This window comes from Actinomadura sp. 9N407 (assembly GCF_044326315.1).
Taxonomy (GTDB): Bacteria; Actinomycetota; Actinomycetes; order Streptosporangiales; family Streptosporangiaceae; genus Spirillospora.
In genome coordinates this window covers 23,901-47,445 of the sequence record NZ_JBIRAW010000054.1, presented here as the reverse complement: position 1 = coordinate 47,445, position 23,545 = coordinate 23,901, and the positions used below count along the sequence as shown (strand labels likewise).

General features: G+C 71.4%; 24 protein-coding genes. 8 read left to right on the top strand and 16 right to left on the bottom strand.

All coding sequences use genetic code 11. The features are described 5' to 3' along the window. Window positions 1-208: 208 nt before the first annotated feature. A complete protein-coding gene (purH, locus tag ACH34Q_RS45310; RefSeq protein ID WP_395989452.1) occupies window positions 209-1,762 on the bottom strand; it encodes a bifunctional phosphoribosylaminoimidazolecarboxamide formyltransferase/IMP cyclohydrolase in 1,554 nt (517 codons plus the stop codon). A gap of 34 nt (window positions 1,763-1,796) precedes the next feature. Further along, a complete protein-coding gene (purN, locus tag ACH34Q_RS45305; RefSeq protein ID WP_395989451.1) occupies window positions 1,797-2,483 on the bottom strand; it encodes a phosphoribosylglycinamide formyltransferase in 687 nt (228 codons plus the stop codon). Between the two features lie 144 nt (window positions 2,484-2,627). On the opposite strand from purN, the gene ACH34Q_RS45300 reads away from it, so the two are divergent. Beyond that, window positions 2,628-3,107 (top strand): DUF4190 domain-containing protein, encoded by a 480-nt coding sequence (locus ACH34Q_RS45300; protein WP_395989450.1) that lies wholly within the window; start codon window positions 2,628-2,630, stop codon window positions 3,105-3,107. A gap of 66 nt (window positions 3,108-3,173) precedes the next feature. Here the strand turns inward: ACH34Q_RS45300 and ACH34Q_RS45295 are convergent, their stop codons facing one another. From ACH34Q_RS45295 to sucC, 4 genes are all read right to left on the bottom strand, one after another. After that, window positions 3,174-4,901 carry a DUF6350 family protein gene (locus ACH34Q_RS45295; protein ID WP_395989449.1) on the bottom strand — a complete coding sequence of 576 codons (1,728 nt, stop codon included), beginning with the start codon at window positions 4,899-4,901 and terminating at the stop codon, window positions 3,174-3,176. A 129-nt stretch (window positions 4,902-5,030) separates the two neighbouring features. Beyond that, window positions 5,031-5,570, bottom strand: a complete 540-nt coding sequence (locus ACH34Q_RS45290) for a DUF4240 domain-containing protein (protein WP_395989448.1) — start codon at window positions 5,568-5,570, stop codon at window positions 5,031-5,033. Between the two features lie 143 nt (window positions 5,571-5,713). Next, window positions 5,714-6,601, bottom strand: coding sequence for a succinate--CoA ligase subunit alpha (sucD, locus tag ACH34Q_RS45285; protein ID WP_395989447.1), 888 nt, complete (start codon window positions 6,599-6,601; stop codon window positions 5,714-5,716). A gap of 2 nt (window positions 6,602-6,603) precedes the next feature. Beyond that, window positions 6,604-7,794, bottom strand: coding sequence for an ADP-forming succinate--CoA ligase subunit beta (gene sucC, locus ACH34Q_RS45280; protein ID WP_395989446.1), 1,191 nt, complete (start codon window positions 7,792-7,794; stop codon window positions 6,604-6,606). 360 nt (window positions 7,795-8,154) lie between these two features. On the opposite strand from sucC, the gene ACH34Q_RS45275 reads away from it, so the two are divergent. After that, window positions 8,155-9,618 (top strand): glycoside hydrolase family 15 protein, encoded by a 1,464-nt coding sequence (locus ACH34Q_RS45275; RefSeq protein WP_395989445.1) that lies wholly within the window; start codon window positions 8,155-8,157, stop codon window positions 9,616-9,618. A gap of 18 nt (window positions 9,619-9,636) precedes the next feature. On the opposite strand, the gene ACH34Q_RS45270 is transcribed toward ACH34Q_RS45275, so the two are convergent. Then, window positions 9,637-10,293, bottom strand: a complete 657-nt coding sequence (locus ACH34Q_RS45270) for a hypothetical protein (RefSeq protein ID WP_395989444.1) — start codon at window positions 10,291-10,293, stop codon at window positions 9,637-9,639. Between the two features lie 143 nt (window positions 10,294-10,436). After that, window positions 10,437-11,204: a TSUP family transporter gene (locus ACH34Q_RS45265; protein ID WP_395989443.1), complete on the bottom strand. Its 768-nt coding sequence runs from the start codon at window positions 11,202-11,204 to the stop codon at window positions 10,437-10,439. A gap of 279 nt (window positions 11,205-11,483) precedes the next feature. Between ACH34Q_RS45265 and ACH34Q_RS45260 the strand changes: the two genes are divergently transcribed. Next, window positions 11,484-12,695 (top strand): Tm-1-like ATP-binding domain-containing protein, encoded by a 1,212-nt coding sequence (locus ACH34Q_RS45260; protein ID WP_395989442.1) that lies wholly within the window; start codon window positions 11,484-11,486, stop codon window positions 12,693-12,695. Window positions 12,696-12,709: 14 nt separating this feature from the next. On the opposite strand, the gene ACH34Q_RS45255 is transcribed toward ACH34Q_RS45260, so the two are convergent. Continuing rightward, window positions 12,710-12,844, bottom strand: a complete 135-nt coding sequence (locus ACH34Q_RS45255; RefSeq protein ID WP_395989441.1) for a hypothetical protein — start codon at window positions 12,842-12,844, stop codon at window positions 12,710-12,712. A 24-nt stretch (window positions 12,845-12,868) separates the two neighbouring features. Further along, a complete protein-coding gene (gene pcrA / locus ACH34Q_RS45250; RefSeq protein ID WP_395989440.1) occupies window positions 12,869-15,130 on the bottom strand; it encodes a DNA helicase PcrA in 2,262 nt (753 codons plus the stop codon). A gap of 310 nt (window positions 15,131-15,440) precedes the next feature. Here pcrA and ACH34Q_RS45245 point away from each other — a divergent pair, with 310 nt between their 5' ends. Together ACH34Q_RS45245 and ACH34Q_RS45240 are read left to right on the top strand one after the other, a co-directional pair. Continuing rightward, the gene (locus tag ACH34Q_RS45245) at window positions 15,441-16,901 is read left to right on the top strand and encodes a hypothetical protein (RefSeq protein WP_395989439.1); all 1,461 of its coding nucleotides are present in this window, start codon (window positions 15,441-15,443) and stop codon (window positions 16,899-16,901) included. Between the two features lie 56 nt (window positions 16,902-16,957). Further along, window positions 16,958-17,245 carry a hypothetical protein gene (locus ACH34Q_RS45240; RefSeq protein WP_395989438.1) on the top strand — a complete coding sequence of 96 codons (288 nt, stop codon included), beginning with the start codon at window positions 16,958-16,960 and terminating at the stop codon, window positions 17,243-17,245. 18 nt (window positions 17,246-17,263) lie between these two features. On the opposite strand, the gene ACH34Q_RS45235 is transcribed toward ACH34Q_RS45240, so the two are convergent. Genes ACH34Q_RS45235 through dhaK form a run of 3 tightly spaced genes read right to left on the bottom strand, consistent with a single transcriptional unit; the run spans window position 17,264 to window position 19,265 of the window. Then, window positions 17,264-17,650, bottom strand: a complete 387-nt coding sequence (locus ACH34Q_RS45235; protein WP_395989437.1) for a PTS-dependent dihydroxyacetone kinase phosphotransferase subunit DhaM — start codon at window positions 17,648-17,650, stop codon at window positions 17,264-17,266. Beyond that, window positions 17,647-18,273 carry a dihydroxyacetone kinase subunit DhaL gene (gene dhaL, locus ACH34Q_RS45230; RefSeq protein ID WP_395989436.1) on the bottom strand — a complete coding sequence of 209 codons (627 nt, stop codon included), beginning with the start codon at window positions 18,271-18,273 and terminating at the stop codon, window positions 17,647-17,649. The genes ACH34Q_RS45235 and dhaL overlap by 4 nt, the downstream gene beginning before the upstream one ends. Next, complete coding sequence (gene dhaK / locus ACH34Q_RS45225; RefSeq protein WP_395989435.1) at window positions 18,270-19,265, bottom strand: dihydroxyacetone kinase subunit DhaK; 996 nt, start codon at window positions 19,263-19,265, stop codon at window positions 18,270-18,272. The genes dhaL and dhaK overlap by 4 nt, the downstream gene beginning before the upstream one ends. Window positions 19,266-19,420: 155 nt before the next feature. Between dhaK and ACH34Q_RS45220 the strand changes: the two genes are divergently transcribed. Beyond that, window positions 19,421-20,104 carry a PIG-L deacetylase family protein gene (locus ACH34Q_RS45220; protein WP_395989455.1) on the top strand — a complete coding sequence of 228 codons (684 nt, stop codon included), beginning with the start codon at window positions 19,421-19,423 and terminating at the stop codon, window positions 20,102-20,104. 112 nt (window positions 20,105-20,216) lie between these two features. Then, entirely contained in the window at window positions 20,217-20,693 is a 477-nt protein-coding gene (locus ACH34Q_RS45215) for an SRPBCC family protein (RefSeq protein ID WP_395989434.1), read from the top strand. Between the two features lie 19 nt (window positions 20,694-20,712). Here the strand turns inward: ACH34Q_RS45215 and ACH34Q_RS45210 are convergent, their stop codons facing one another. After that, window positions 20,713-21,243 carry an AAA family ATPase gene (locus ACH34Q_RS45210; protein WP_395989454.1) on the bottom strand — a complete coding sequence of 177 codons (531 nt, stop codon included), beginning with the start codon at window positions 21,241-21,243 and terminating at the stop codon, window positions 20,713-20,715. Then, window positions 21,240-21,833: a hypothetical protein gene (locus ACH34Q_RS45205; protein WP_395989433.1), complete on the bottom strand. Its 594-nt coding sequence runs from the start codon at window positions 21,831-21,833 to the stop codon at window positions 21,240-21,242. Before ACH34Q_RS45205 ends, ACH34Q_RS45210 begins: the two co-directional genes overlap by 4 nt. Window positions 21,834-21,946: 113 nt before the next feature. Between ACH34Q_RS45205 and ACH34Q_RS45200 the strand changes: the two genes are divergently transcribed. Continuing rightward, on the top strand, window positions 21,947-22,891 hold the full coding sequence (locus ACH34Q_RS45200) for a serine hydrolase (protein WP_395989432.1): 945 nt from the start codon (window positions 21,947-21,949) through the stop codon (window positions 22,889-22,891). Here the strand turns inward: ACH34Q_RS45200 and ACH34Q_RS45195 are convergent. Next, entirely contained in the window at window positions 22,888-23,517 is a 630-nt protein-coding gene (locus tag ACH34Q_RS45195) for a LuxR C-terminal-related transcriptional regulator (protein WP_395989431.1), read from the bottom strand. The two genes, ACH34Q_RS45200 and ACH34Q_RS45195, sit on opposite strands and share 4 nt — an antisense overlap. Window positions 23,518-23,545 lie beyond the last annotated feature (28 nt).

Genomic DNA, 23,545 nt, shown 5'->3' with positions numbered 1-23,545 from the left:
TTTCCAGATCTGGAAGGGCGAACACGCCACGACTCAACGAAGGGACCAGCCCGCCAGAGACGGGGACTAGGGGGCGGAGCCCCCAGCCGGGGGGCGTGGGGGGCGGAGCCCTCCCACCCGGATCCGAGCGCGCCCCGAAGCGAGCGCCAGCGAGCGCAGGGGCGCGAACGGTCCGCCTGGGGGTCTGGGGGTGGTCCCCCCAGGAGACTCAGTGGAAGAAGTGGCGGGTTCCGGTGAAGTACAGGGTGATGCCCGCCTTCTCTGCGGCGGCGATGACCTCGTCGTCGCGGATGGAGCCGCCGGGCTCGACGATCGCCCGTACGCCGGCCTTGGTCAGGACCTCGAGCCCGTCCGGGAACGGGAAGAAGGCGTCCGAGGCGCCGACGGCCGTGGCGGTGCGCTCGTCGCCGGCGCGGGAGACCGCCAGCCGGGCGGAGTCGACGCGGTTGACCTGGCCCATGCCGACACCGACGGTGGCGCCGTCGGCGGCCAGCAGGATGGCGTTGGACTTGACCGAGCGGCAGGCCTTCCAGGCGAACGCCAGGTCGCGCAGGGTGGTCTCGTCGGCGGCCTGGCCGGTCTTGAGTTCCCAGCCGGACGGGTCGTCGCCGGGGGCGTCGACCTTGTCGACGGTCTGCATCAGCAGGCCGCCGTCGACGCGGCGGTACTCGACCTGGTTGGACGGGCCGTCCGGGCAGACCAGCAGCCGGATGTTCTTCTTGCGGGTGAGGATCTCCAGGGCCTCGGCCTCGAACGCCGGGGCGACCAGGACCTCGGTGAAGACGTCGGCGACCTGGCCGGCCATCGCGGCGGTCACCGGGCGGTTCACGGCGATGACGCCGCCGTACGCGGAGACGGGGTCGCAGGCGTGGGCCTTGGCGTGGGCGTCGGCCACGTCGGCGCCGATCGCGATGCCGCACGGGTTGGCGTGCTTGATGATCGCGACGGCGGGCTCGGCGAAGTCGTAGGCGGCGCGGCGGGCCGCGTCGGCGTCCACGTAGTTGTTGTACGACATCTCTTTGCCGTGCAGCTGCTCGGCGCCCGCGAGGCCGCCGCCGGTCTGCTCGCCGTAGAGGGCGGCGCGCTGGTGCGGGTTCTCCCCGTACCGCAGGACGGCCTTGCGCTCCCAGGCGGCGCCGAGGAAGTCGGGCCACTTGGAGTCGGTGCCGATCTCATCCGGCGCGTACTCGCTCGCGAACCAGGAGGCCACGGCGACGTCGTACGCGGCGGTGTGAGCGAACGCACGGGCGGCGAGCCGCTGCCGTTCGGCCTGGGTGAAGCCGCCCGCGGTGACCGCGTCGAGGACGTCGGCGTAGGAGGACGGGTCCACGACGACGGCGACACCGGCGTGGTTCTTGGCGGCGGCGCGGACCATGGTGGGGCCGCCGATGTCGATCTGCTCGACGCACTCGTCCGGCTTGGCGCCCGAGGCGACGGTGTCGGCGAACGGGTAGAGGTTGACCACGGCCAGGTCGAACGGCTCGACGTCCAGGTCCTCCAGCTGCTGCCGGTGGTCGTCCTTGCGCCGGTCGGCCAGCAGGCCCGCGTGCACCTTGGGGTGCAGGGTCTTGACGCGGCCGTCCAGGCACTCGGGGAATCCGGTGAGCTTCTCGACCTTCATCACCGGTACGCCGGCGGCGGCGATCCGGCCGGCCGTGGAGCCGGTCGAGACGATCTCCACGCCGGCCTGGTGCAGGCCCTTGGCCAGCTCCTCCAGCCCCGTCTTGTCGTACACGCTGATCAAAGCGCGCTTCACCGGCACTTGCCGGGGGGTTTGGGGGGTCGTCCCCCCGGAATTATTCGCGACCCGAGTCACCGGCCCTAGTCCCCTCGTCGTCTGCGCCCTCAGCTACTGCGGGCGTGTTGCAGGTCCTGCATTTCATGGAGACCCGCCTGCCCTGCACGGTCCAGCCGTCGCGGGCCAGGCGCCCGATGACCTCGACCATGAGCCGGCGTTCCACCTGCTTGATGCGTTCGTGCAGGGAGTCTTCGTCGTCGTGCCAGCGGACGGGCACGGCCTCCTGGGCGATGACGGGTCCGGTGTCCACGCCTTCGTCGACGAAGTGCACGGTACAGCCCGTGACCTTGACACCGTGCGCCAGGGCGTCCCGCACCGCGTGGGCTCCGGGGAACGACGGCAGCAGCGCGGGATGGGTGTTGATCGTGCGGCCGCCGAACCGGGCCAGGAAGCGCGGGCCGAGGATCTTCATGAACCCGGCGGACACCACCAGATCGGGCTCGTGCTCCTCGACGGCCGCGGCGAGCGCCTCGTCCCAGCCGCGGCGGTCGCCGAAGTCGGGGATCCGGACGGTGAACGTGGGCAGCCCGGCCCGTTCCGCACGGTCCACACCGCCCGTTCCGTCGCGGTCCGCGCCGACCGCGACCACCTCGGCCCCGTAGGCTGGATCCGCGCACGCGTCGAGCAGCGCCTGTAGGTTGGTCCCCGCGCCGGAGACGAGGACGACGAGCCGGGCGGGCACCATGACTCCCCTGGTGGACGGTACTGGTGGGGTGGGGTTCGAGCGAGGCCGTGGCTTCACCGGCCGCAACGAAGCTTATCGGCCGGGTTCGGCGCGTCGTCATCCGCACCACAGGTCGGCACCAGCCGGCAGCAGGAGGAAGAGAACGTGAGTGAGCAGCCGGGACAGGGCGACGGCGACACCGGCCGGGACACCGTCCCCACCACCGGCGGGCCCGCCGGGAAGGACGGCGAGGCCGGCGATGCCGCGCGCGCGGGCCGCAGAGCCCTCTGGCTGGGCGGTGGTGCCCTCCTGCTGACCCCCTTCTTCTTCCCGGTCGGCATGGTCCTCGGCATCGCGGCACTGGTCGTCGGGATCAAGGCCCGCAGACTCGCGAGCAAGGAGCGTTCCACCGCTCCGGGCGCCGTCCCCGGCATCGTGCTCGGTGCGATCGGCCTGGCTTTCGCGAGCCTTTCACTGGTGACGACGGCCGTGCTGTGGCCGGAGTTGAGCGACCGCCAGGAGTGCCTCAGCTCGGCCAACACCACCACTGACGAGAACGCCTGCCGCGACAGTTTCGTCCAGAACGTCGAAGAGAAGCTCAATCTCCCCAAGGGGAGCATGGACCCCTACAAGGACATGTTCTGAGCCGCCGGCCCTGAGCTTCTGAGCCGCTGGCACTGAGCGGCCGCCCCTGAGCCTCTGGGCTCCTGGTCAGTCCTGGTCCTCTCTGAGGACGTAGATGGCGCCGCCCCGGTTCTCGATGCGTTCGGGATCGTCGCGGGGCGAGGGGACGTCGCGGGGGCGAGGCTCCGGCTCCCGAACGGCGCGTTCGATCGGCTCCTCCTCGGCGGTCCACTCCGGCTCCGGCTCGGGGTGGGACGGATCGTCCTCGGTGGGCTCGGGCCGTGGCGGCGCGGGAGTCCGGCCGCCTCTGGGCCTGGCCGCCTTGCGGGGCGCGAGGATGGGCTCGGCCTCTTCGAACTCCAGCGGGTCCGCGGTGTACGGGGCGGGCTTCCGCACGGGTGGGGCCGGCCTCTCCCGGCGCTCGGGCGCCGGGGCGTCCTCGGGGACGGGGGCGGCCAGCACGGGCGCGACGGGAGTCTTGCGGGACTTGCCGCCCTTACCCGCCTTGCCTTCCTTGACGTTCTTGGCTTCCTTGCCTTCTTTGGCAGCCTTGGCGGCCTTGCGGGTGTCGCGCCGGCTCGGGGGCTCCGGGTACGGCTCGGCGGGACGGCGTGCGGCCCGCCGGTCGGCCAGCCAGGCCACGATGGCCGCCGAGATGCCGACCTCCAGGGCCGCCATCATGCCCACCTGCCACGGTGAGGGGCCCACGGTGGCCATCCGGCCGCCGCCGAGGGGTCCGCCCGCCAGGGCGCTCAGGAAGGCCGCCACAACGCCTGTGAGAGCTCCGCAGACGAATCCCCAGAGCGGGGCCGCCTCCGAGGTCGCGCTCGGCATCGCGCGGACCGTCAGGACGCCTCCGACGGCGCCGGCGACGAACGGGGCGGCGAGCGCGAGCAGCGAGATCAGCGGGGCCGGGCCGGCCTCGGGCAGCGCGGCCAGCGGCGGGAACGCGGGCACCGAGTCCAGGAAGATCCCCGATGGCGAGACGCCGGTGCCGGCACCGATCGAGAAGCCGGGGCCGATCGCGTAGGCCATCCCCCAGATGACCGCGTTGGGCAGGAAGGCCACCTCGACCACCAGCAGCAGGATCCCGCCGACGATCCCGGGCGCCAGCGTGTCGTACACCTCGGTCGATTCGGGGACGTGCATCGCCAGCGAGGCACCGACCAGGATCGCCCCGGAGGCGAGCAGGACGGCGGTGGCCCCCGAGACGCCGATCACCAGGGAACGGGGCCGTTCCGGCAGGAGCTTCAGCAGGGCGCCCAGGCCCGAGCGGACACCCGGGCCGCGGGCGGCGACCAGTGCGCGGGCGGCGCCGAGGCCACCGGAGACGACGGCGACGATGAACGCGCCGAGCAGTGCCTCCCAGGCGGGCGTGCTGACGCTGGACGAGGCGGCGGCGAGCGCGAGCAGCCCGGCCAGGACGGCGTAGGGGGCGGCCAGCGCGACCGCGACGTGCAGGACGCCGGTCCGAGGGCGGCCCGGTACCCCGGCGGCCCGGATCATCCAGGCGCCGCTGCGGTACAGCAGCGCCCCGGGCAGGACGAGCGTGCCGAGCGGCAGCAGCCCGATCCGGCCCTGCGGAACGGAGATCCCGGCATGGTGGGAGACCAGCCACAGGTTGACCGCCGTGCGGAAGACGCCGGGCAGGCCGGGCCCCATGGTCGTCCGGGGGGCGGCGATCCAGCCGATCAGCGTGACGGTGGTGAGCACGGCGAGCCCGATGCCGATGCACCAGAGCGCGCCCACCAGGCCCGTCACGTACAGCGGGCGGGAGGTGCCGTCGGGCTCCGGTCGGTGCTGTCTGTCGGTCACGGCCTCAATGCTGACAGCCCGCGCCCGTCCCGGCGGGCGCGTCCGTCCGGCGTGTCGCCTTTGTCGAAGCTGATCGGCCGAAGCTGATCAGTCGAAGGTGATCGGTTGAAGGTGATCGGTTGAAAGTGATCAGCCGGCGTAGAGCTCCGAGAGCCGGGGGATGTGGCGGCGGTTCTCCTCCTCGTCATCGAAGTCCCAGCCCGGACCGGGATCCGGGTAGGTGATCGTGTACGAGCCGCGCGGCGGTTCCTCGCCGAAGGCCGTCCGGTAGGCCGCCGAGGCGACGCCGAGCATCGACTCGTTCCATAGGTCGCAGTTCTTGGCGGCGGCCTGGACGACGGGGTGGCCGGCGAGCGAGTCGGGATCGGCGACGGCACTCTCGTACGTCGCGCGCCCCTGCCCGATCAGCCAGCCGCGGAAGTAGTCGAAGCCGTCGTCGGAGCAGCCACCGTTGATCGTGTAGGCGGCACCCCACAGCGGCTCCCGGAAGGAGGCGCCCATCAGATTCCAGAAGATCTGCTGGAAGGCCAGGATGTCCTCGCGCGGCCGTACGGCCAGGAGAGCCGTGGCCCGCTCGGCGACGGCCTCGAAGGCGTCCCAATCCGGGGAGTCGGCGGGGGCGGCGGCACGGGCCTCGTCGATGAGGGCCCAGAAGGCGTCGGTGTCCATGGCGCCCGAGCATGCCAGAGCCGTGCGACGAAACCCTCGTCCGGCGGCCGCCGGACGGGCAGCGGGCGGGCAGAGCGCGGCGGGAACGAAAGACGCCCGGGCCGACGGGCGGCTCGGGCGTCTTTCGACACGGTCCTCTGGAATCAGAGGTTCTTCATGATCTCCCGCATCAGGCGGGCGGTCTCGCTGGGCGTCTTGCCCACGCGGACGCCGACCTTCTCCAGGGCGTCCTTCTTGGCCTGGGCCGTACCCGAGGAGCCGGAGACGATGGCGCCGGCGTGGCCCATGGTCTTGCCCTCGGGGGCGGTGAACCCGGCGACGTAGCCGACGACCGGCTTGGTCACGTTCTGCTCGATGTAGGCCGCGGCGCGCTCCTCGGCGTCGCCGCCGATCTCACCGATCATCACGATCGCGTCGGTCTCCGGGTCCTCCTGGAAGGCCTTGAGCGCGTCGATGTGGGTGGTCCCGATGATCGGGTCACCGCCGATGCCGACGCAGGTGGAGAAGCCGATGTCGCGCAGCTCGTACATCATCTGGTACGTCAGCGTGCCCGACTTGGACACCAGCCCGATCCGGCCGGGGGTGGTGATGTCGGCCGGGATGATGCCGGCGTTGGACTTGCCCGGGGAGGCGATGCCGGGACAGTTCGGCCCGATGATCCGGGTCTTGCCGTCCTTGGACCCGGCGTACTTCCAGAAGTACGCCGTGTCGTGGACCGGCATGCCCTCGGTGATGACCACGCAGAGCGGGATCTCGGCGTCGATGGCCTCGACCACGGCGTCCTTGGTGAACTTCGGCGGTACGAAGATCACCGACACGTCGGCGCCGGTCTGGGCCATCGCCTCGGTGACGGTCCCGAACACGGGCAGCGACGTGCCGTCGATGTCGACGCTCTGCCCGGCCTTGCGGGCGTTGACGCCGCCGACGACGTCGGCGCCGGAGGCGAGCATCCGGCGGGAGTGCTTCATGCCCTCCGAGCCGGTCATGCCCTGGACGATGATCTTGCTGTTCTCAGTCAGCCAGATGGCCATGCTCATGCACCTGCCGCGGCGAGTTCGGCGGCGCGCTTGGCCGCATCGTCCATGGTGTCGACCTGCTCGACGCCGGTCAGCGCCGCGTCGGTCAGGATCTTGCGGCCGAGCTCGGCGTTGTTGCCGTCCAGCCGGACCACCAGCGGCCGGTCGACGGTCTCGCCGCGCTCGGCGAGCAGCTTGTAGGCGGACACGATGCCGTTGGCGACCGCGTCGCAGGCGGTGATGCCGCCGAAGACGTTGACGAAGACCGACTTGACGTCGGCGTCCGACAGCACGATCTCCAGGCTGTTGGCCATCACCTCGGCCGAGGCGCCGCCGCCGATGTCGAGGAAGTTCGCCGGCTTCTGGCCGTTGAACGCCTCGCCGGCGTAGGAGACCACGTCGAGGGTCGACATGACCAGGCCCGCGCCATTGCCGATGATGCCGACGCTGCCGTCGAGCTTGACGTAGTTGAGGTCCTTCTCCTTGGCGCGCTGCTCCAGGGGGTCGGCGGCGGCCTTGTCGGCGAGGCCCTCGTGCGACTCCTGCCGGAAACCGGCGTTGTCGTCCAGGGTGACCTTGCCGTCCAGCGCGACGACCTTGCCGGCGGCGGTGAGGATCAGCGGGTTGACCTCGACGAGGGTGGCGTCCTCGTCGGTGAAGACGGCCCACAGCCGCTCGATCAGCTCGGCGGCGCCGTCCTGCGCCTTCTCCGGCAGCCGGCCGGCCGCCGCGATCTCCTTGGCCTTGGCCAGGTCGACGCCGTCCAGCGCCGAGATCTGCACCTTGGCGACGGCGTCGGGGTTCGTCTCCGCGACGACCTCGATCTCCACCCCGCCTTCGGAGGAGCAGATCGACAGGAAGGTACGGTTCGCGCGGTCGAGCAGGAAGGAGAAGTAGTACTCCTCCGCGATCGCGCTGCCTTCCTCGACCAGGACCTTGTGGACCGTGTGGCCCTTGATGTCCATGCCGAGGATCTGGCCGGCGAGCGCTTCCGCCTCGTCGGCGTCATCGGCGAGCTTCACGCCGCCGGCCTTGCCGCGGCCGCCGGTCAAGACCTGGGCCTTGACGACGACCTTCGAGCTTCCCGCGGCGAACAGTTCCGCCGCGATGGCCCGGGCTTCCTGGGGAGTACGGGCGACCTTGCCGGTGGGCACCGGTACCCCGTACTCGGCGAAGAGTTCCTTCGCCTGATGTTCGAACAGGTCCACGAGGCGTCCTTAAACGGATCGACAGCTAACGACCGCTCAAGTGTGGTCACACGAATGTCCGTAGGTGACGGTTTTCCGTGCGGCCGTCCCACCCGGCGGTCCGCTCCGTCGATGCAGCCTAGTCTGCCCGCTCACCTGGTCACGTCGCCGGGTCCCGTACAGGGCGGCCGGCCCGAGGAATGGGGCCCGATAGAGGGGGGTTGTCCGGGGGTATGCCACTTAGGGAGGAAGCCGGGTTCCCTCCCTCAGGAGGAGGATCCGATTAGTGGTGATTGATCTACTTATGTTCCGTGTGGTGGCGAACGCCGGGTAAACACGAGCGGAAGCACGAGGAGACGATGATCACGAGGGGATGGGCCGGTGGCCGACGACCTGGCCGGTGACCGGATCGGGTCCCGCGCGGGGGGCACGTTCAGAACGGTCCGGCGGATCACGGCGCTGCTCCTCGTCGCCACGCTCGTGGCCACCTGCGGCGCCACCCTCCCCGACCTGGGCAAGCCCGGCTGGGGTGGTGCCGGTCTGATCGGCGGCGGCGGCTGGCCGTTCGCCGGGGACCCGGTCTCCCGCGAGGACGCGGCCGGAGCCTCCTACATCCCCGGCAGCTCCGTGGTGCGGCTCAAGAACGGCCGCGTGCAGCTGGTCCCGTTCGGGGCCGAGACCGCCATCACCGTGAACGCGGACGACCCGCGCGTGGCGGCCGCCGTACGTTCCGACCAGGCCTGGCTCGCTCGCGGGACCGTTCCAAGCGGGGGACCGACCGTCCCGGACGGCAACAGGCTCGTCTACCAGGAGATGGCCTCCAGAGCACTGCTCGACCTGCGGCTGCTCACGCGGCCCAACGGGGCCTCCCAGGCGTCGTGGTACGGGGCGTGGCGCTATTCGTGGCCGCGCGACTCCGCCTTCACCGCCGCCGCGTTCGTCGCGACGGGCCACTACGCCGAGGCACGGCGCGTCCTGCGTTTCCTGTCCCGCGTACAGCATGAGAACGGGCAGTGGGCCGCGCGCTACCACCCTGACGGCACCGCCGTGACCGATGGCAGGGAAGCGCAACTCGACTCCCTGGGCTGGGTCATGTGGGCGGCATGGTTCTTCCATGCACAGGCTCCCGAAGCCGCCGCCGAACTGCCCGAGCTATGGCCGATGGTGGAACGGGCCGCGAACCACCTCACCCGTTCCCTGGACGTCGAAGGGCTGCCGCCGCCCTCGTCCGACTACTGGGAACGCGATCCCGACACCGAAGAGGACCCGCGCCGTCCCACACTGGGAGTCGTCGGCCCTGCCCTGGCGGGGCTGCGTTCCGCGGCCTCCTTCGCCCTGGGGAACGGCCACACGAAGAAGGCGCACGACTGGCAGAAGGCCTCGAACCGCGTCTCCAAGGCGGTCGCCCAGCAGTTCGCTCCGTACGGCTATCCGCGTTCTCCCATCGAGGACGGCCTCATGGACACTTCTGTGACGTTCATCGCGCCGCCCTTCGCCCCTCTGGATGCCGGAGTGACCGCCGCGATCGCCGACGCGGCCGTACGGCAGAGCCTGCCGAACGGGGGCGTCCTCCCAGGGGAGCGCTGGTCCGGGGACCCGAACACTGCCTGGACTCCGGAAGTGGCCCTTTTCGCCTTGTCGGCCGCGGCCTCGGGCCGTACGGGCGAGGCCGTGAACCGTCTCGACTGGCTGGCGGCGCATAGGACGTCCCTAGGCGCCCTGCCCGAAAAGGTCGACGAGGACGGCGACCCCTCCTCCGTCGCCCCGCTCGGCTGGACGGCCTCACTCGTCCTGCTGACCCTGGCCGCGCTGGAAAGTCCCCTGCCGCTCCCCCGGGTGCGTTAGCGAACCCCGATCCGGAGGCTACCGATCGCCGGGCCAGGGACCGGGGGCATCGGGGAAGCAGGCGCGGAGGGCTTCGCCCTGCGCCGGGGAGCCGCCGTTCAGCCGGATCCAAGAGGAGTCGGCGAAGCCGAGACCGAAATCCCCCTCGCGGTAGCCACGGCTGGCCGGAACCTGGACGCGCCGGACCCACCACGGCACGATGGCGGGCCCGAGTTTCCGGCCGACCCCGCTGCGAATGCGGACCAGCATCAGCCGCTGGTCCGTCACGGCCAGGACATGCTCACACCCGCTGGTCACCGGGTTGAACTGGACGAGAAGCTGCCCCGCCAGACTGTCGGGCCCGCCGTGGAGCGCCGTGGTCAGCAGGGACCTGGTGTCGGGTTCCCACTCCCCGCTCAGGACATCCGCGATCCCGATCGCGACGCCCGCCATCTTCCGGACCGGCGTCTTGCCGCCGAACCCGTCCTCCACCCGCCGCCTGCGCGGCACTTTCGGGCAGTCCGGATGCGGCCGAAGACCCGCGTGGGCCTCCACTCCCTCCCCGGCATCGATCACCCCGGCGAGGAACGACCGGACCTCCCCGTCGCTCAGCGAGAGAAAGACCCCACGCCGCCGAGCCTGCCGCGCGACGACCTTGGCCGTCCTGCCGGCGATGTCACGGAATTCCCTGGCCACCGGGCGCACCTCCCTGTGCAGAGCAAAGATCATGACCCAGGTGGGACGATCACGACAACCCCACTGCTCGGGAAACCATTCGGGGGAGATGCTCGGGGGAGATGCCCGCGGGAGATGCCCGGGGGAACCGGGAGGCGGGTGCGTCAGGCGAACTGCTCGTACCCGAGCTTGACCACCAGCGCCAGCACCACGACCAACAGGACGATCCGGACGAAGCCCGCGCCGCGGTTGATCGCCATCCGGGCACCGGCCAGCGCGCCGACGATGTTGCAGGCGGCCATCGCGAGCCCGATCGCCCACAGCACATGGCCCTGGGTGGCGAAGACCAGCAGCGCGCCGAGGTTGGTGGCGGTGTTGATGATCTTCGCGTTGGCGGAGGCGTTGACGAAGTCGGTGCCCAGCAGGGTGGTGAACGTCAGGACCAGGAACGTTCCCGTGCCGGGCCCGACCAGCCCGTCGTAGAAGGCGATCACGACGCCGGGGATCAGTACCGCCGCGGCGGTCCGGCGGCGGGTCCTGAGCACCAGCTGGGGCACCCGGCCGAGATCGGGCTTGAGCACCACGATCGCCGCCACCGCCAGCAGCACCACCATGATGATCGGCTTCAGCACCGCCGAGGAGATCGCGGCGGCGCACAGCGCGCCCGCCGCCGCGCACACCACGGCCACCCCCGCGCCGGGCAGCGCGACCGGCAGGTCCGGCTTGGCCTTGCGCAGGTAGGCCACCGCGGCCGACGATGTGCCCGCGATCGAGGCGAGCTTGTTGGTCGCCAGCGCGCTCGCGACCGGCGCGCCGGGGTTCAGCAGCATCAGCGCGGGGAGCTGGATCAGCCCGCCGCCGCCGACGACCGCGTCCACCCAGCCCGCGGCCACGGCGGCGAGCAGCAGCAGGACCACATGCTCGACGTCCAAGGGGAGGCTCCCGGGGGGCTAGTAGAAGCACAGCGACGGCGAACACGGCGCCGGTAAGGAGTCAAAGAAATGACGCGGCTGACCCTACCGGCCGCCGCGTACCGTTCCGGCGGGCGCCCCGGCACGACGGAGGGCGGCGATGGACCGCGCCATCGGCCACTGCGGGGCGCCGTTGTCGCCCACACCTGCTGACCGGGTTAGCCCGGAACGCCCGGACGCCAGATAACTGGGGCGATGCCGTCGATTGTCCGACCGGCACAGGGAGCAAACAGTGCTCATATGCCTGTAGTGGTACTGATCGGTATGTTGGACACCCAGGACGTGGAGTACGCGTGGGTCCGTGACCGCCTGCAAGTCCTGGGCACCGAGGTCATGCTGGTCGACACCGGCGTCCTCGGTCCCCCGCGGGTGGCCCCCGACATCACCCGCGACGAGGTCGCCCGGGCGGGCGGCGCCGACCTCGCCCGCTGCGCCGGTGACGACCGGAACCCCGCGATGGCCCGAGGCGCCGCCGAGGTCATCGGACGACTCTTCCGCGCCGGGCGGCTGCACGGTGTCCTGGCGATCGGCGGTCCCGGCTCCCCCGTCTCCACCACCGCGATGCGAGCGCTACCACCGGGCGTTCCCAAGCTGATGGTCTCCAGCATGGCCGCCGACGACCCGTCGTCCTTCGTCGGCGTGCCCGGCCTCACGCTCATGTACAGCGTGACCGATATCACCGGCATCAATCGCGTCTCGTCCCGGGTACTGGCCAGCGCCGCCGCCGCGGTCGCCGGCATGGCCACCGGCTATGCCGCGGGCCGTCCCGTCCCCATCGGCGGCCCGCCGATCATCGCCGCCACCCTCGCGGGGGCCACCACTCCCGGCGTCCGGTCGGCGTGCGAGCTGCTGGACATCCTCGGGTACGAGGTGCTGGCCTTCCACGCCGCCGGGGGCCGCTCGTACGAGGCGACGGCCGTCGGCGGCCGGCTGACCGCCGCCCTCGACGCGACCCTGTTCGACCTGTCCACCGAACTGCTCGGCGGGCTCCATCCGGCCTGCCCCGAACGCCTGACCGCCGCCGTGCGGGCCGGCGTCCCGCAGGTGGTGAGTCTCGGCGGCCTCGACATGGCCGAATTCGCCCCCGGCCATCCGGTCGAACGCCGCGTCCACCTGCGGGACCCGGCGGCCACCCTGGTCCGCACCACGCCCCTGGAGTCGGCCGAGCTGGGACGCCGCGTCGCGGCCCGGCTGCGCGACGCCGTCGCTCCGACCGCGCTGTACGTCCCGCTGCTGGGCCTGTCCACGCTCAGCGCCCCCGGCGGCCCGTTCCACGACCCGGTGGCGGATGAGGCGCTCTTCGCGGCCCTGCGCGAGGGCCTGGCCGGCTCACTCGTCGAGATCCAGGAGATGGAGACCCATTTCAACGACCCCGCCTTCGGCCGCGCGATGGCCGACCGCCTGCACGCCATGCTCACCCGCGCACCGGCGATCCGCGCCGCCGCCTCCTGACACCCGCGAGGGAGTCAGGTGCCCTTCCCCCACGGGATCCATGGTGCGATGTCGTCCCGGACCCGCACGACGTGGTCGAGGAACTCCGCCGCCTGCCACGGCTCCAGCGGACGTAGCTCGGCACCCTCACCCAACGGCACGGCGAACATGGATCTCCTAAGCGCGGGAAGCGGTCAGAGCTTCTCCACCTTGGCGTAGCGGAGAACGAGGCGCTTGACGCCGTACTCGCCGCCGAAGTCGATGCTGGCGGCGGCCCGCTCGTCTGCACCGTCGACGGTGACGACGGTGCCGAGGCCGAACGAGTCGTGGGTGACCTTGTCGCCCGCCGACAGGGCCGGAACGGGGTGGCTGCCCGGGGAACGGACGCCGGGGCGCGAGGCCATCCGGGACAGCGCCGGAGACGATCCCGCGGACGCCTTGCGCTCCCAGTTCAGCAGCGGGTCGGGGACCTCGCCGAGGAACCTGGACGGAGGGTTGACCTGGGGGGCTCCCCACGAGCTGCGCATGGTCGCGCGCGTCACGTACAGGCGCCGGCGGGCCCGGGTGATGCCGACGTAGGCGAGGCGGCGCTCCTCTTCGAGCTCCTTGGGGTTGCTCATGGCGCGCAGGTGCGGGAAGACGCCGTCCTCCATGCCGGTGAGGAACACCACGGGGAACTCCAGGCCCTTGGCCGTGTGCAGGGTCATCAGCGTGACGACGCCCTGGTCGGTCTGCTCGGGCTGCTCGCCGGGCGGTACGGGGTTGCCCTTGGCGCCGCCGGGGATGGAGTCGGCGTCGGCGACCAGGGCGATCTGCTCGAGGAAGTCGACCAGGCGGCCCTCGGCGGACTCGCCGTCGAGGCGCTCCTCGAACTCGCGGGCGACGGCCTCCATCTCCTGGAGGTTCTCGATGCGGGTCTCGTCCTGGGGGTCCTTGGACGCCTGCAGCTCGGCCAGGTAGCCGCTCTTGACCAGGACCTGCTCGACCAGGTCGGCGGGGGTCAGCGACTCGGCGGCCGCGCGCAGCTCGTCCAGCAGGGCGACGAACTCGCGGATGGCGTTGCTCGACCGGGTGGCCAGCCCCGGGACGTCCTCGGGCCTGCGCAGGGCCTGCCAGAACGAGATCCGCTCGCGGGAGGCGTACGCCTCGACGCAGGCCTCGGCGCGGTCGCCGATGCCGCGCCTGGGCACGTTCAGGATCCGGCGCAGCGAGACGGTGTCCTCGGGGTTGCCGAGGACGCGCAGGTACGCGAGCAGGTCGCGGACCTCCTTGCGCTCGTAGAAGCGGACGCCGCCGACGACCTTGTACGGCAGGCCGACGCGGATGAACACTTCTTCGAAGACACGGGACTGGGCGTTGGTGCGGTAGAAGATCGCGACGTCGCCGGGACGGGTATCGCCCTCGTCGGTGAGCTTGTCGACCTCCTGCGCGACGAACGCGGCCTCGTCGTGCTCGTTGTCGGCCACATAGCCGACGATCTTGTGTCCCTCGCCCTGGTCGGACCAGAGCTTCTTGGGCTTGCGGTCGGCGTTGCGCTCGATCACCGCGTTGGCCGCCGACAGGATCGTCTGGGTGGAGCGGTAGTTCTGCTCCAGCAGGATCGTGGTGGCGTCGGGGTAGTCGCGCTCGAACTCCAGGATGTTGCGGATCGTGGCGCCCCGGAACGCGTAGATCGACTGGTCGGCGTCGCCCACCACGCACAACTCGGCCGCACCCACCCCCTCAACCGGCGCGGTCAGCTCCCTGACCAGTTCGTACTGCGCGTGGTTGGTGTCCTGGTACTCGTCCACCAGCACGTGCCGGAACCGGCGCCGGTAGTGCTCGGCCGCCTCCGGGAACACCTGCAGCAGGTTGACCGTCAGCATGATCAGGTCGTCGAAGTCCATCGCGCCGGCCTGCTGCAGCCGGGCCTGATACATCTCGTACGCCTCGGCGAGCGTCTGCTCCATGTGCGTGGACGCCCGGTCCTTGAACGTCTCGTAGTCGATCAGCTCGTTCTTGAGATTGCTGACCTGGTTCGAGAACGACTTGGGCGGATAGCGCTTGGGATCGAGGTCCAGCTCCCGGCAGACCAGCGCCATCAGCCGCTGCGCGTCCGCCTGGTCGTAGATCGAGAAACTCGTCGGGAAGCCCAGCCGCTTGGCCTCGCGGCGCAGGATCCGCACGCAGGCCGAGTGGAACGTCATCACCCACATCGCCCGCGACCGGGGACCCACCAGCGCGTCCACCCGCTCCTTCATCTCGGCCGCGGCCTTGTTGGTGAAGGTGATCGCGAGGATCTGGCCGGGATGCACCTCCCGCTCGCCGAGCAGGTGGGCGATCCGGTGGGTGAGCACGCGCGTCTTGCCCGAACCGGCGCCGGCGACGATCAGCAGCGGACCGCCGGAATGCAGGACGGCTTCGCGCTGCTCCGGATTGAGGCCGTCGAGCAGGGAGTGGGCTTCGGTCTTTGACATCAGATTGAGTTTACGGCTCGGCAGGGACAACAACGCTGCGCACGGCGAACCCGGGGCTCGTTCACCGGTATCGGCGGAGGCGCGGAAGGCGGTACGCGGCGCGGTCGCAAGGTGGCAGTCCGGAACCGGACAGCGGACCGGGTTCTGGGTTGACTGGCCTTCCTGACGGGCGGAACGTAAGCCGCGCAGGGCGGAGACGTCGGTCTCCATGATCCAGTCAAGGGCATCCCGACAGGGCCCCTTGACGCCCGTCCTGTGTCGCGTAGGGCCATGAGGGGCCCACGCCCGGTGACGAAAGGTGGCATCGACGATGATCCACCAGCAGGAACCACAGATCCGGCAGGACCGCGAGCAGGCGGCGACCCGCGTCCGGGTGCCCGAACCGCGGATGGAGCAGCTTCCGCCGCTGCTCCGCATGGAGGGGGCCTCCCAGGAGGCGGCGCCGCGCGCGGTGCCCGTACCGGCGCCCGTGATGGTGGGCCACCGGTTCCTCGTCTACAAGCAGGACCCGTCGGTCTCCCAGCCAGGCGTACGGGTGACGTTCGTCCCGTCGGTGGTCCTGAACGGGCCGACCGACGCGCGCATCACGACCCAGCTGGCCGGCGTGACCCCGGTCGCCCGCAACGTCAACGGCGACTTCATCTTCCCGCCCGACTCGCCGCAGTTCGACTGCGAGCACACGTTCGCGGTCGTACGGCAGACGCTGTCGATGTACGAGCGGCATCACGGCGCCCCGATCCGGTTCGCCTGGAACACCGGCGGCAACACCGACCGGATCACCGTCCACCCGAGGGCCGGCGTGGACCGCAACGCGTTCTACAGCCGTACGGCCAAGGTCCTGAAGTTCTTCTTCTTCGCGCCGACGGGCCAGACCCGGGAGGTCTTCACCTGCCGGTCGCTGGACATCACCGCGCACGAGATGGGCCACGCGATCCTGGACGGCCTCAAGCCCGGCTGGCTGGGCGCGGCCAACCCGCCGCAGACCGGCGGGCTGCACGAGGCGTTCGGCGACCTGACCGCGGTGTTCCTCACGCTGTCCCAGCCCGACCAGGCCGAGGCGCTGGTCGCACTGACCCGCGCCAACCTGCACGACAAGAACTTCCTGTCGTCGGTGGCCGAGGAGTTCGGCAAGGCCGCGCTGAACCGCGACTACGGCCTGCGCAACGCCGACAACGACCTCAAGCTCAGCCAGGTCGGCAACGAGGTCCACGACATCTCGCAGGTGTTCACCGGCGCGGTCTACGACATCCTCGCCGACGTCTACGCGTTCGAGCGCCGCCGCCAGGCCGGCCGCAAGGACCTCACGCTGCTGCTCATCGAGGTGGCCGACCGGCTGTGCAAGCTGCTGCTGGACGCGATCGTCGCCGCTCCGGCGGTCGGCGCCACGTACGTGGACGTGGCCAACAAGATGCTCCAGATCTCGGCCCAGCGCCGCGAGCCGGCCATCTACCGGACGTTCATCCGCAACCGGTTCGCGGTCCGCGAGGTCACGACGGCGGCGACCCCGCTGCGCGACCTGATGAGCGGCCGGATGGACATGGCCAACGCCGAGTACACCGGGGACGGCAGCGACGTGACCGAGGTCGAGTCGTACGACGAGCACTCGGCCAGCCTGCGCGCCGAGCAGTACCGCGGCCGCTGCTGCGGCACCATGCAGATGCCCGAGTACATGGTCATCGAGCCCGACAAGCTCAACCAGGGCGGCGCACTGGAGGACGACGACATCCTGCGACACGAGATCGACGAACTACGCAGGGCCTTCTCCAAGTAGCCCCGGCCACCGGGAAACACAGAGCGACCCGAAGGGGAGCGGGAAACACTATGCGTGTGACGGTCGAGCGGGTCGGTGGTCTGACCGGGCAGGTCAGTGTGGTCGCCTCGTACGAGACCGCGGATCTGCCCGGACCGGAGGCGGCCCGGGTCCGGGCGGCGGTGGAGGAGCTGGCCGCGGCGCGCGAGCGCGGCGCGGCCGGCGAGGTCGGCGCCGACCTGCCCGGATACCGGGTGTCGGTGGGTGGCAAGGGCGACGCCGCCCTCCGGGTCTTCGAGGTCCGCGGCGACCCCTCCGCGGACCTCGGCGGCCCGCTGGACGTGCTGCTCGGCCCGGACGGCTGACGGCCGGCGCGGGGGCGTTCAGCTCTTGCGGTGGTCGTAGGCGGACTCGGCGGCGGCGACCACGGCGCCCAGATCGGCGCCGGTCGCCGCCATCGAGGCGGCCGCGACGGCGCCCTCGACCAGCGGCGCGTCGGCCAGGACGACATCGCCCACGGCCTCGTCGATCACCAGTTTGGCGGTCAGGACCGAGCTGCCGATGTCGGCGAGCAGGACGATGCCTTCGCCGCCGACCGCTCTGGCGCGTTCCAGGGCGTCCTCGACGACCTCGATGCTGGTGCCGAGGCCGCCGTCGGCGTCGCCCCCGGCGGGCTCGACCACCGCCTTGCCGACGCCCATCGTGCGGGCCAGTTCGGCGACGCCCTCCGCGAGCGTCTTGCTGTGGGAGACCAGAACGAGCCCGATCATGTGCCCTCCCCTGCGACGTCGGCCAGCGCGCGCAGGATGAGCGCGGTGGAGGCGGCTCCCGGGTCAAGGTGGCCGGTGCTGCGCGGGCCCAGATAGCTGGCGCGGCCCTTGCGCGCCTGCAGGGGAACGGTCGCTTCGGCGCCCTTCTCGGCGGCTTCGGCGGCGGCGCGTACGCAAGCCGCGAGGTCCGCGCCGTCTGCCAGGGCCGTCTCGTACGCGGCGACGGCGGGGGCGAGCGCGTCCACCATCGTCTTGTCTCCCTCTTCGGCCTGCCCCAGCTCGCGTACCCCGTCCAGGGCGGCGCGCAGGCCCTCGCCGAGCAATGGCGCGTCGATGTCCTCCGCGTCGCCGAACGCCTTGCCTGTACGGCGCAGTGCCGTTCCGTACAGGGGCCCGGAGGCGCCGCCGGTCTTGGACACGATCGCCCGGCCGGCAGCGATCAGGGTCTTGCCGGGCGGAGCGTCCTCGGGGAGTGCGGCCACGGCGGCCGAGAAGCCGCGGTCGAGGTTGTGGCCGTGGTCGCCGTCGCCGATCGCGGCGTCCAGCCGGGTCAGCCGTTCGGTGTCGGCGGAGACGAGGTCGGCGGCGTGCCTGATCCAGGCGGCGAGGTCCCCGGCGTTCACCGGCCCCACCGGAGCCCGGGGGTCTCGACGGGGGCGTCCCAGAGCCGGGTCAGGTCGGGGGTGAGGCGGCAGACCGAGATCATGCAGCCGGCCATCTCCAGGCTGGTCACGAAGGGCCCGACGAGGGGGCGTACGACGGTGGCGCCGTGCCCGGACAGCCAGTCCGAGGCCGCCGCGTACGCGATGTACTGCTCGATCAGCGGCGTCCCGCCCATGCCGTTGACCAGGACCAGGACGTCCGCGCCCGACAGCGGCATGTCGGCGTCGATCGCGGTGAGCGCGGCGTCCACGACCTCGGCGGCGGGCATCGCCTTCTCGCGCCGCCTGCCGGGCTCGCCGTGGATGCCGATGCCCAGCTCGATCTCGTCCTCGGCCAGCTCGAACGTCGGCCGCCCGGCGGCGGGCACCGTACTGGGCGACAGGGCCACGCCGAACGAGCGGCTGCGCTCGTTCACCTCGCGGGCCACGGCGGCGACCTCGGCCAGCCCGGCGCCGGTCTCGGCCAGCGCGCCGGCGATCTTCTCCACGAACAGCGTGCCGCCGGTGCCGCGCCGGCCGGCGGTGAACGTGCTGTCCTCGACCGCGACATCGTCGTCGATCACGACGGAGGCGACCTCGATGTCCTCGTCCTCGGCCAGTTCGGCGGCCATCCGGAAGTTGAGGACGTCGCCGGTGTAGTTCTTGACCAGATGGACGACCCCGGCGCCGCCGTTCACGGCCATGGTCGCGGCGAGGATCTGGTCGGGAACGGGGCTGGTGAAGACCTCGCCGGGGGCCGCCGCGTCGAGCATCCCGTACCCGACGAACCCGCCGTGCAGCGGCTCGTGCCCGGAGCCGCCGCCCGAGACGAGGGCGACCTTCCCGGTACGCGGCGCGTCCGCGCGGACGATCGTCCGGTTCTCGAGGTCGACTCGCAGGGAGGGGTGGGCGGCCGCCATGCCGCGCAGCGCGTCGGCGACGACGTCCGCTGGGGCGTTGATGAGTTTCCGCATGCCTCAGCTCTACCCCGCCCAGAGCCCGCCTCCCAGGCCCAACCCTGCCGGGAGGCAGAGCTTGTCATTGGCAGGGCTTGTCGTCGGCAGCGCTTAGGGTTAAGCGTGTGACGGACGTACTGGACGACAGCGAGGTACGGCGCGTTCTCGCCGTGATGGCCCATCCCGACGACGTCGACTTCGGCTCGTCCGGGACGATCGCGCAGTGGACCGACCGGGGCATCGAGGTGTCCTACCTCATGGTCACCGACGGGGACGCGGGCGGCTTCGACGACGCCGTGACGCGGCCCGAGATGGCCCGGCTGCGCCGGGACGAGCAGCGCGCCGCCGCCAAGTGCGTGGGCGTGGAGGACGTACGGTTCCTCGGCTACCCGGACGGCCGCGTCGAGGCGACGCTGGACCTGCGCCGCGACATCGCCCGCGTGATCCGGCAGGTACGTCCCGACCGGGTGCTGACGTCCAGCGCCGAACGCAATTACGAGCGCATCTACCCCAGCCACCCCGACCACCGGGCGGTGGGGGCCGCGGCCCTGGACGCCGTCTATCCGGACGCGCGCAACCCGTACGCCTTCCCCGAACTGCTGGCCGATGAGGGCCTGGAGGCCTGGACGGCGCGCGAGGTGTGGATCAGCGGCGGCCCGACGGTCAACCACTACAGCGACATGACCGACGCGTTCCCGCGCAAGCTCGCCGCGCTGAAGGCGCACGCGAGCCAGACCTCGCACATGGGCGACGAGCTGGAGCGGATGCTGCGCGGCTGGCTGTCGGGGAACGCGGCCGCCGCGGGCCTTCCCGAGGGACGGCTGGCCGAGGCGTTCCAGGTGGTCGGCACCGCCTGAGCCGCCTGCCCCGCGAGGCCACCGGCTCCGCCTGAGCCGCCGGAGGGCCGCCCGCCTTGTCCCGTTTATTCGCGTTGGCTACGGTGCGGAGATCACGTCCTCAGGGAGCGCCATGCCGCAGCCGGCCGGTCCGTACACCATCGGCGCCAGCGCCACCTCGCGCGCCGGCGCCGAGGTGATCTTCAAGCATCTCGCGGTCGCGGAGGCCTGGAGCGAATGGGGCTCGTTCCCGTCCCGGGCCCGGCGCGAGCGCGCGGGCGACGACGCCCCCAACGGCGTCGGCGCGGTCAGGGCGATCCCGCCCGCCCGCGAGCAGGTCGTCGAGTACGACCCGCCCCGGCACTACGCCTACATCGCGATCTCCGGCCTCCCGCTCAAGACGTACCGGGCGGACGTCACCCTGGAGGACAAGGGCGGCAAGACCCTCATCCGCTGGGAAGGCGCCTTCGAGCCCAAATACCGGGGAACGGGCGCGTTCCTGAAGCTGTTCCTCAACAAGATGCTGACCTCGTTCGCCCGCCGCGTCGCGTACCACTGCGAGCACTGCGAGCCCGGCTGCCCCGCACGCCTCCCCGACGCCGCCCTCTGAGCTCCTGGTACGGGCGGGCCTACTCGTACGGTGTGGCGCGGGCCAGGATCTCGTCCACGGTCTCCTCCGGAGTCTGCCCGGAGGAGTCCAGCCACAGCCCGATCCGGGGCGTCGTCTCGCGCAGCGTCCGGTCCAGATCCTCGACGGTGAACGCACCGTACGCGCGCTTGTCACGTCCCGCCTCCCTTTGGGTGACGGCCTCGGGACTTGGGGCGAGGACGACCACGTACAGGGGCCGAGTACGGATCAGGCGTACGAGCCAAGGCAGCATCTCCCCCAGCACCACATCCTGCAGAACGACCGAGAAACCGGCCTCCGCATAGGTGTCGGTGGCATCCGCGGCCAGCCGATGCCTGAGCCGCAGTTGGGCCAAGGCCTCCTTGCCGGGCTCGGGGCCCATATCGGCCCGCCCGCTCACGATGAAGCGCCGGAACGTGTCGCCGCGTACATGCGCCGCCCTGGGCAGCCTCGCCGCGAGCGCCTGCGCCACTGTGGACTTCCCGGCCGCTTGCACACCGGTGATGAGATAGACCGCCGCCGTGCCGTTCAGCGCTTGAACCTCCGCATATCGGCAGATGCCACGATGGCCTTCTGTATGGCCCCCAGCGCCGGGTCGGCGTCGAGGGTGTAGAAGGCGACGCGGACGTCCGCCACGTACCAGACCTTGGTGCTGAACTTGGAGCCGTTCTGGCACGGTACCGCCCACTCCCGGTAGGCGGCCTTGCGGCCATCGGCGAGCGTCACCGTCTCCTTGGCGGCGATGCGGGCCCCGCCATGGTCGGCGAAGTCGGTCTCCTTGGAACCCGCCGCCATGCAGTACGGCGGATCACCGGCCGCCCACCCGGTCCGCTCGTCCAGGCGTTCCGAAGGCCACGCGCTGTATTCGCCGCCGACGAGACTGACCCGCAGGACCTCGTTCCCCTTGGCGCAGTCGCCCTTGCCGGGCGCCTGGAAGCACGCGAAGCCCTCGCCGTCGGCGCGCAGGTTCCAGCCTTCCGGAATGGACAGGCGCATCCCCATCCACTCCACCTGCTTCAACGCGGGCGTCGACCGGGGAGCGACGGACTGCGCGTCACCGCAGCCGGCGACGGCCGTCGCGGCGAGCAGGACCGAGATCGCCAGGCCGTATCGGGGAGCCATGCGCCCACGGTTTCACACAAGTCCCCCGCGCATCGACCGTCTTCCCGAGGGTAGGGCGCAACCAAGATCATTGGCGGCGATGACCGCCGGTCGCATGAAATCGGGGGATATCGATGCGACGCAAGGTACTGGTCTGTGCCCTGACCCTGGCCGCTTCCGGGGTGGCGGTCACCCACTGGCTGCCGCCGTCACTCGGCGTACCCGACCTTCCGGCCAGCGTCCTGCCTGATCAGGCGCCTACCCGGAACGCCCGGCAGGCCGCCCAAGGCCAGGCCGCCGCCCCGCTCGGCCCCATACGGCGGTTCGACCGTACGAGGCTGGCCGAGGTCGTGCGGTCCTACCTCGCCCGGCGCCCGGGCAAGGCCGGGATCATGGTCTCCGACCTGCGGACGGGCACCTCGTTCGGGGTGAGCGAGCACATCAGGATCGTGACCGCGAGCATCGTCAAGGTCGACATCCTGGCCGGCCTCCTGCTCCAGCGGCAGGGCGAGAAGCGCCGGCTGTCCGGCGGCGAACGGGCCCTGGCGTCCGAGATGATCCGGCTCAGCGACAACAACGCCGCCGACGCCCTCTACGCCGCCGCCGGAAACGGCGCCGGCGTGACGCGCGCCAACAAGCGGCTCGGACTGAAGGAGACCGTCCCGTACCCGAACGTCTGGGGCGCGTCCCGGACAAGCCCCGCCGACCAGGTCCGCCTGATGAACGCCCTGGTGAGCCCCAAGAGCCCCTTGAACGCGACCAACCGCCGCTACATCCTCGGCCTGATGGGCGCGGTCATCGGCGAGCAGCGCTGGGGGATCAGCGCGGCCGCCCGGCCCGGCGACCAGGTCGCCATCAAGAACGGCTGGGTCCCCCTGCATCTGCAGGGCACCGGCTGGGCCGTGAACAGCATCGGCCGCATCACCGGCCCGGACCACGACTTCCTGGTCGCGGTATGCAGCCAGGGCCATCCCTCGATGGAGAGCGGAGTCGCCACGGTCGAACACGTGGCCGACCTGGTCGTCTCCGCCATGCGCCGCGTCTCCCCCACCGGCCGGGAGACCCGGCCCCCGCGCTAGACGAGGCGGCGGGCGGCCGCCCAGCGGGACAGTTCGTGGCGGTTGGAGAGCTGGAGCTTGCGCAGGACGCTCGACACGTGGCTCTCGACCGTCTTGACCGAGATGAACAGCTCCTTGGCGATCTCCTTGTACGCATAGCCGCGGGCGATCAGGCGCAGCACCTCGCGCTCGCGCTGGGTGAGCTGGTCCAGCTCCGGGTCGACGGCGGGCACGTCGCTGGCGGAGAAGGCGTCCAGGACGAACCCGGCCAGGCGCGGCGAGAAGACGGCGTCGCCCTCGGCCACGCGGGCGATGGCGTCGGTCAGCTCGGGCCCGGAGATGGTCTTGGTGACGTAGCCACGCGCGCCACCGCGCACGACGCCGATCACGTCCTCGGCGGCGTCCGACACCGACAGCGCCAGGAAGCGGGACGGGACGGCGCCGGCCAGCCGCCGCAGCACCTCGATGCCTCCGCCACCGGGCAGGTGCACGTCCAGCAGGACGACGTCGGGCTTGTGCTCGCGGATGACCGAGACGGCCTCGTCCACGTCCCCCGCCTCACCCAGGATCTCCACGCTGTCGCCGAGCTCCGCCTTGACCCCCGTACGGAACATCTGATGATCGTCAACCAGCACCACTGTGTTCATTGGCTCGCTCCGCTCGCCGGCGAGCGGC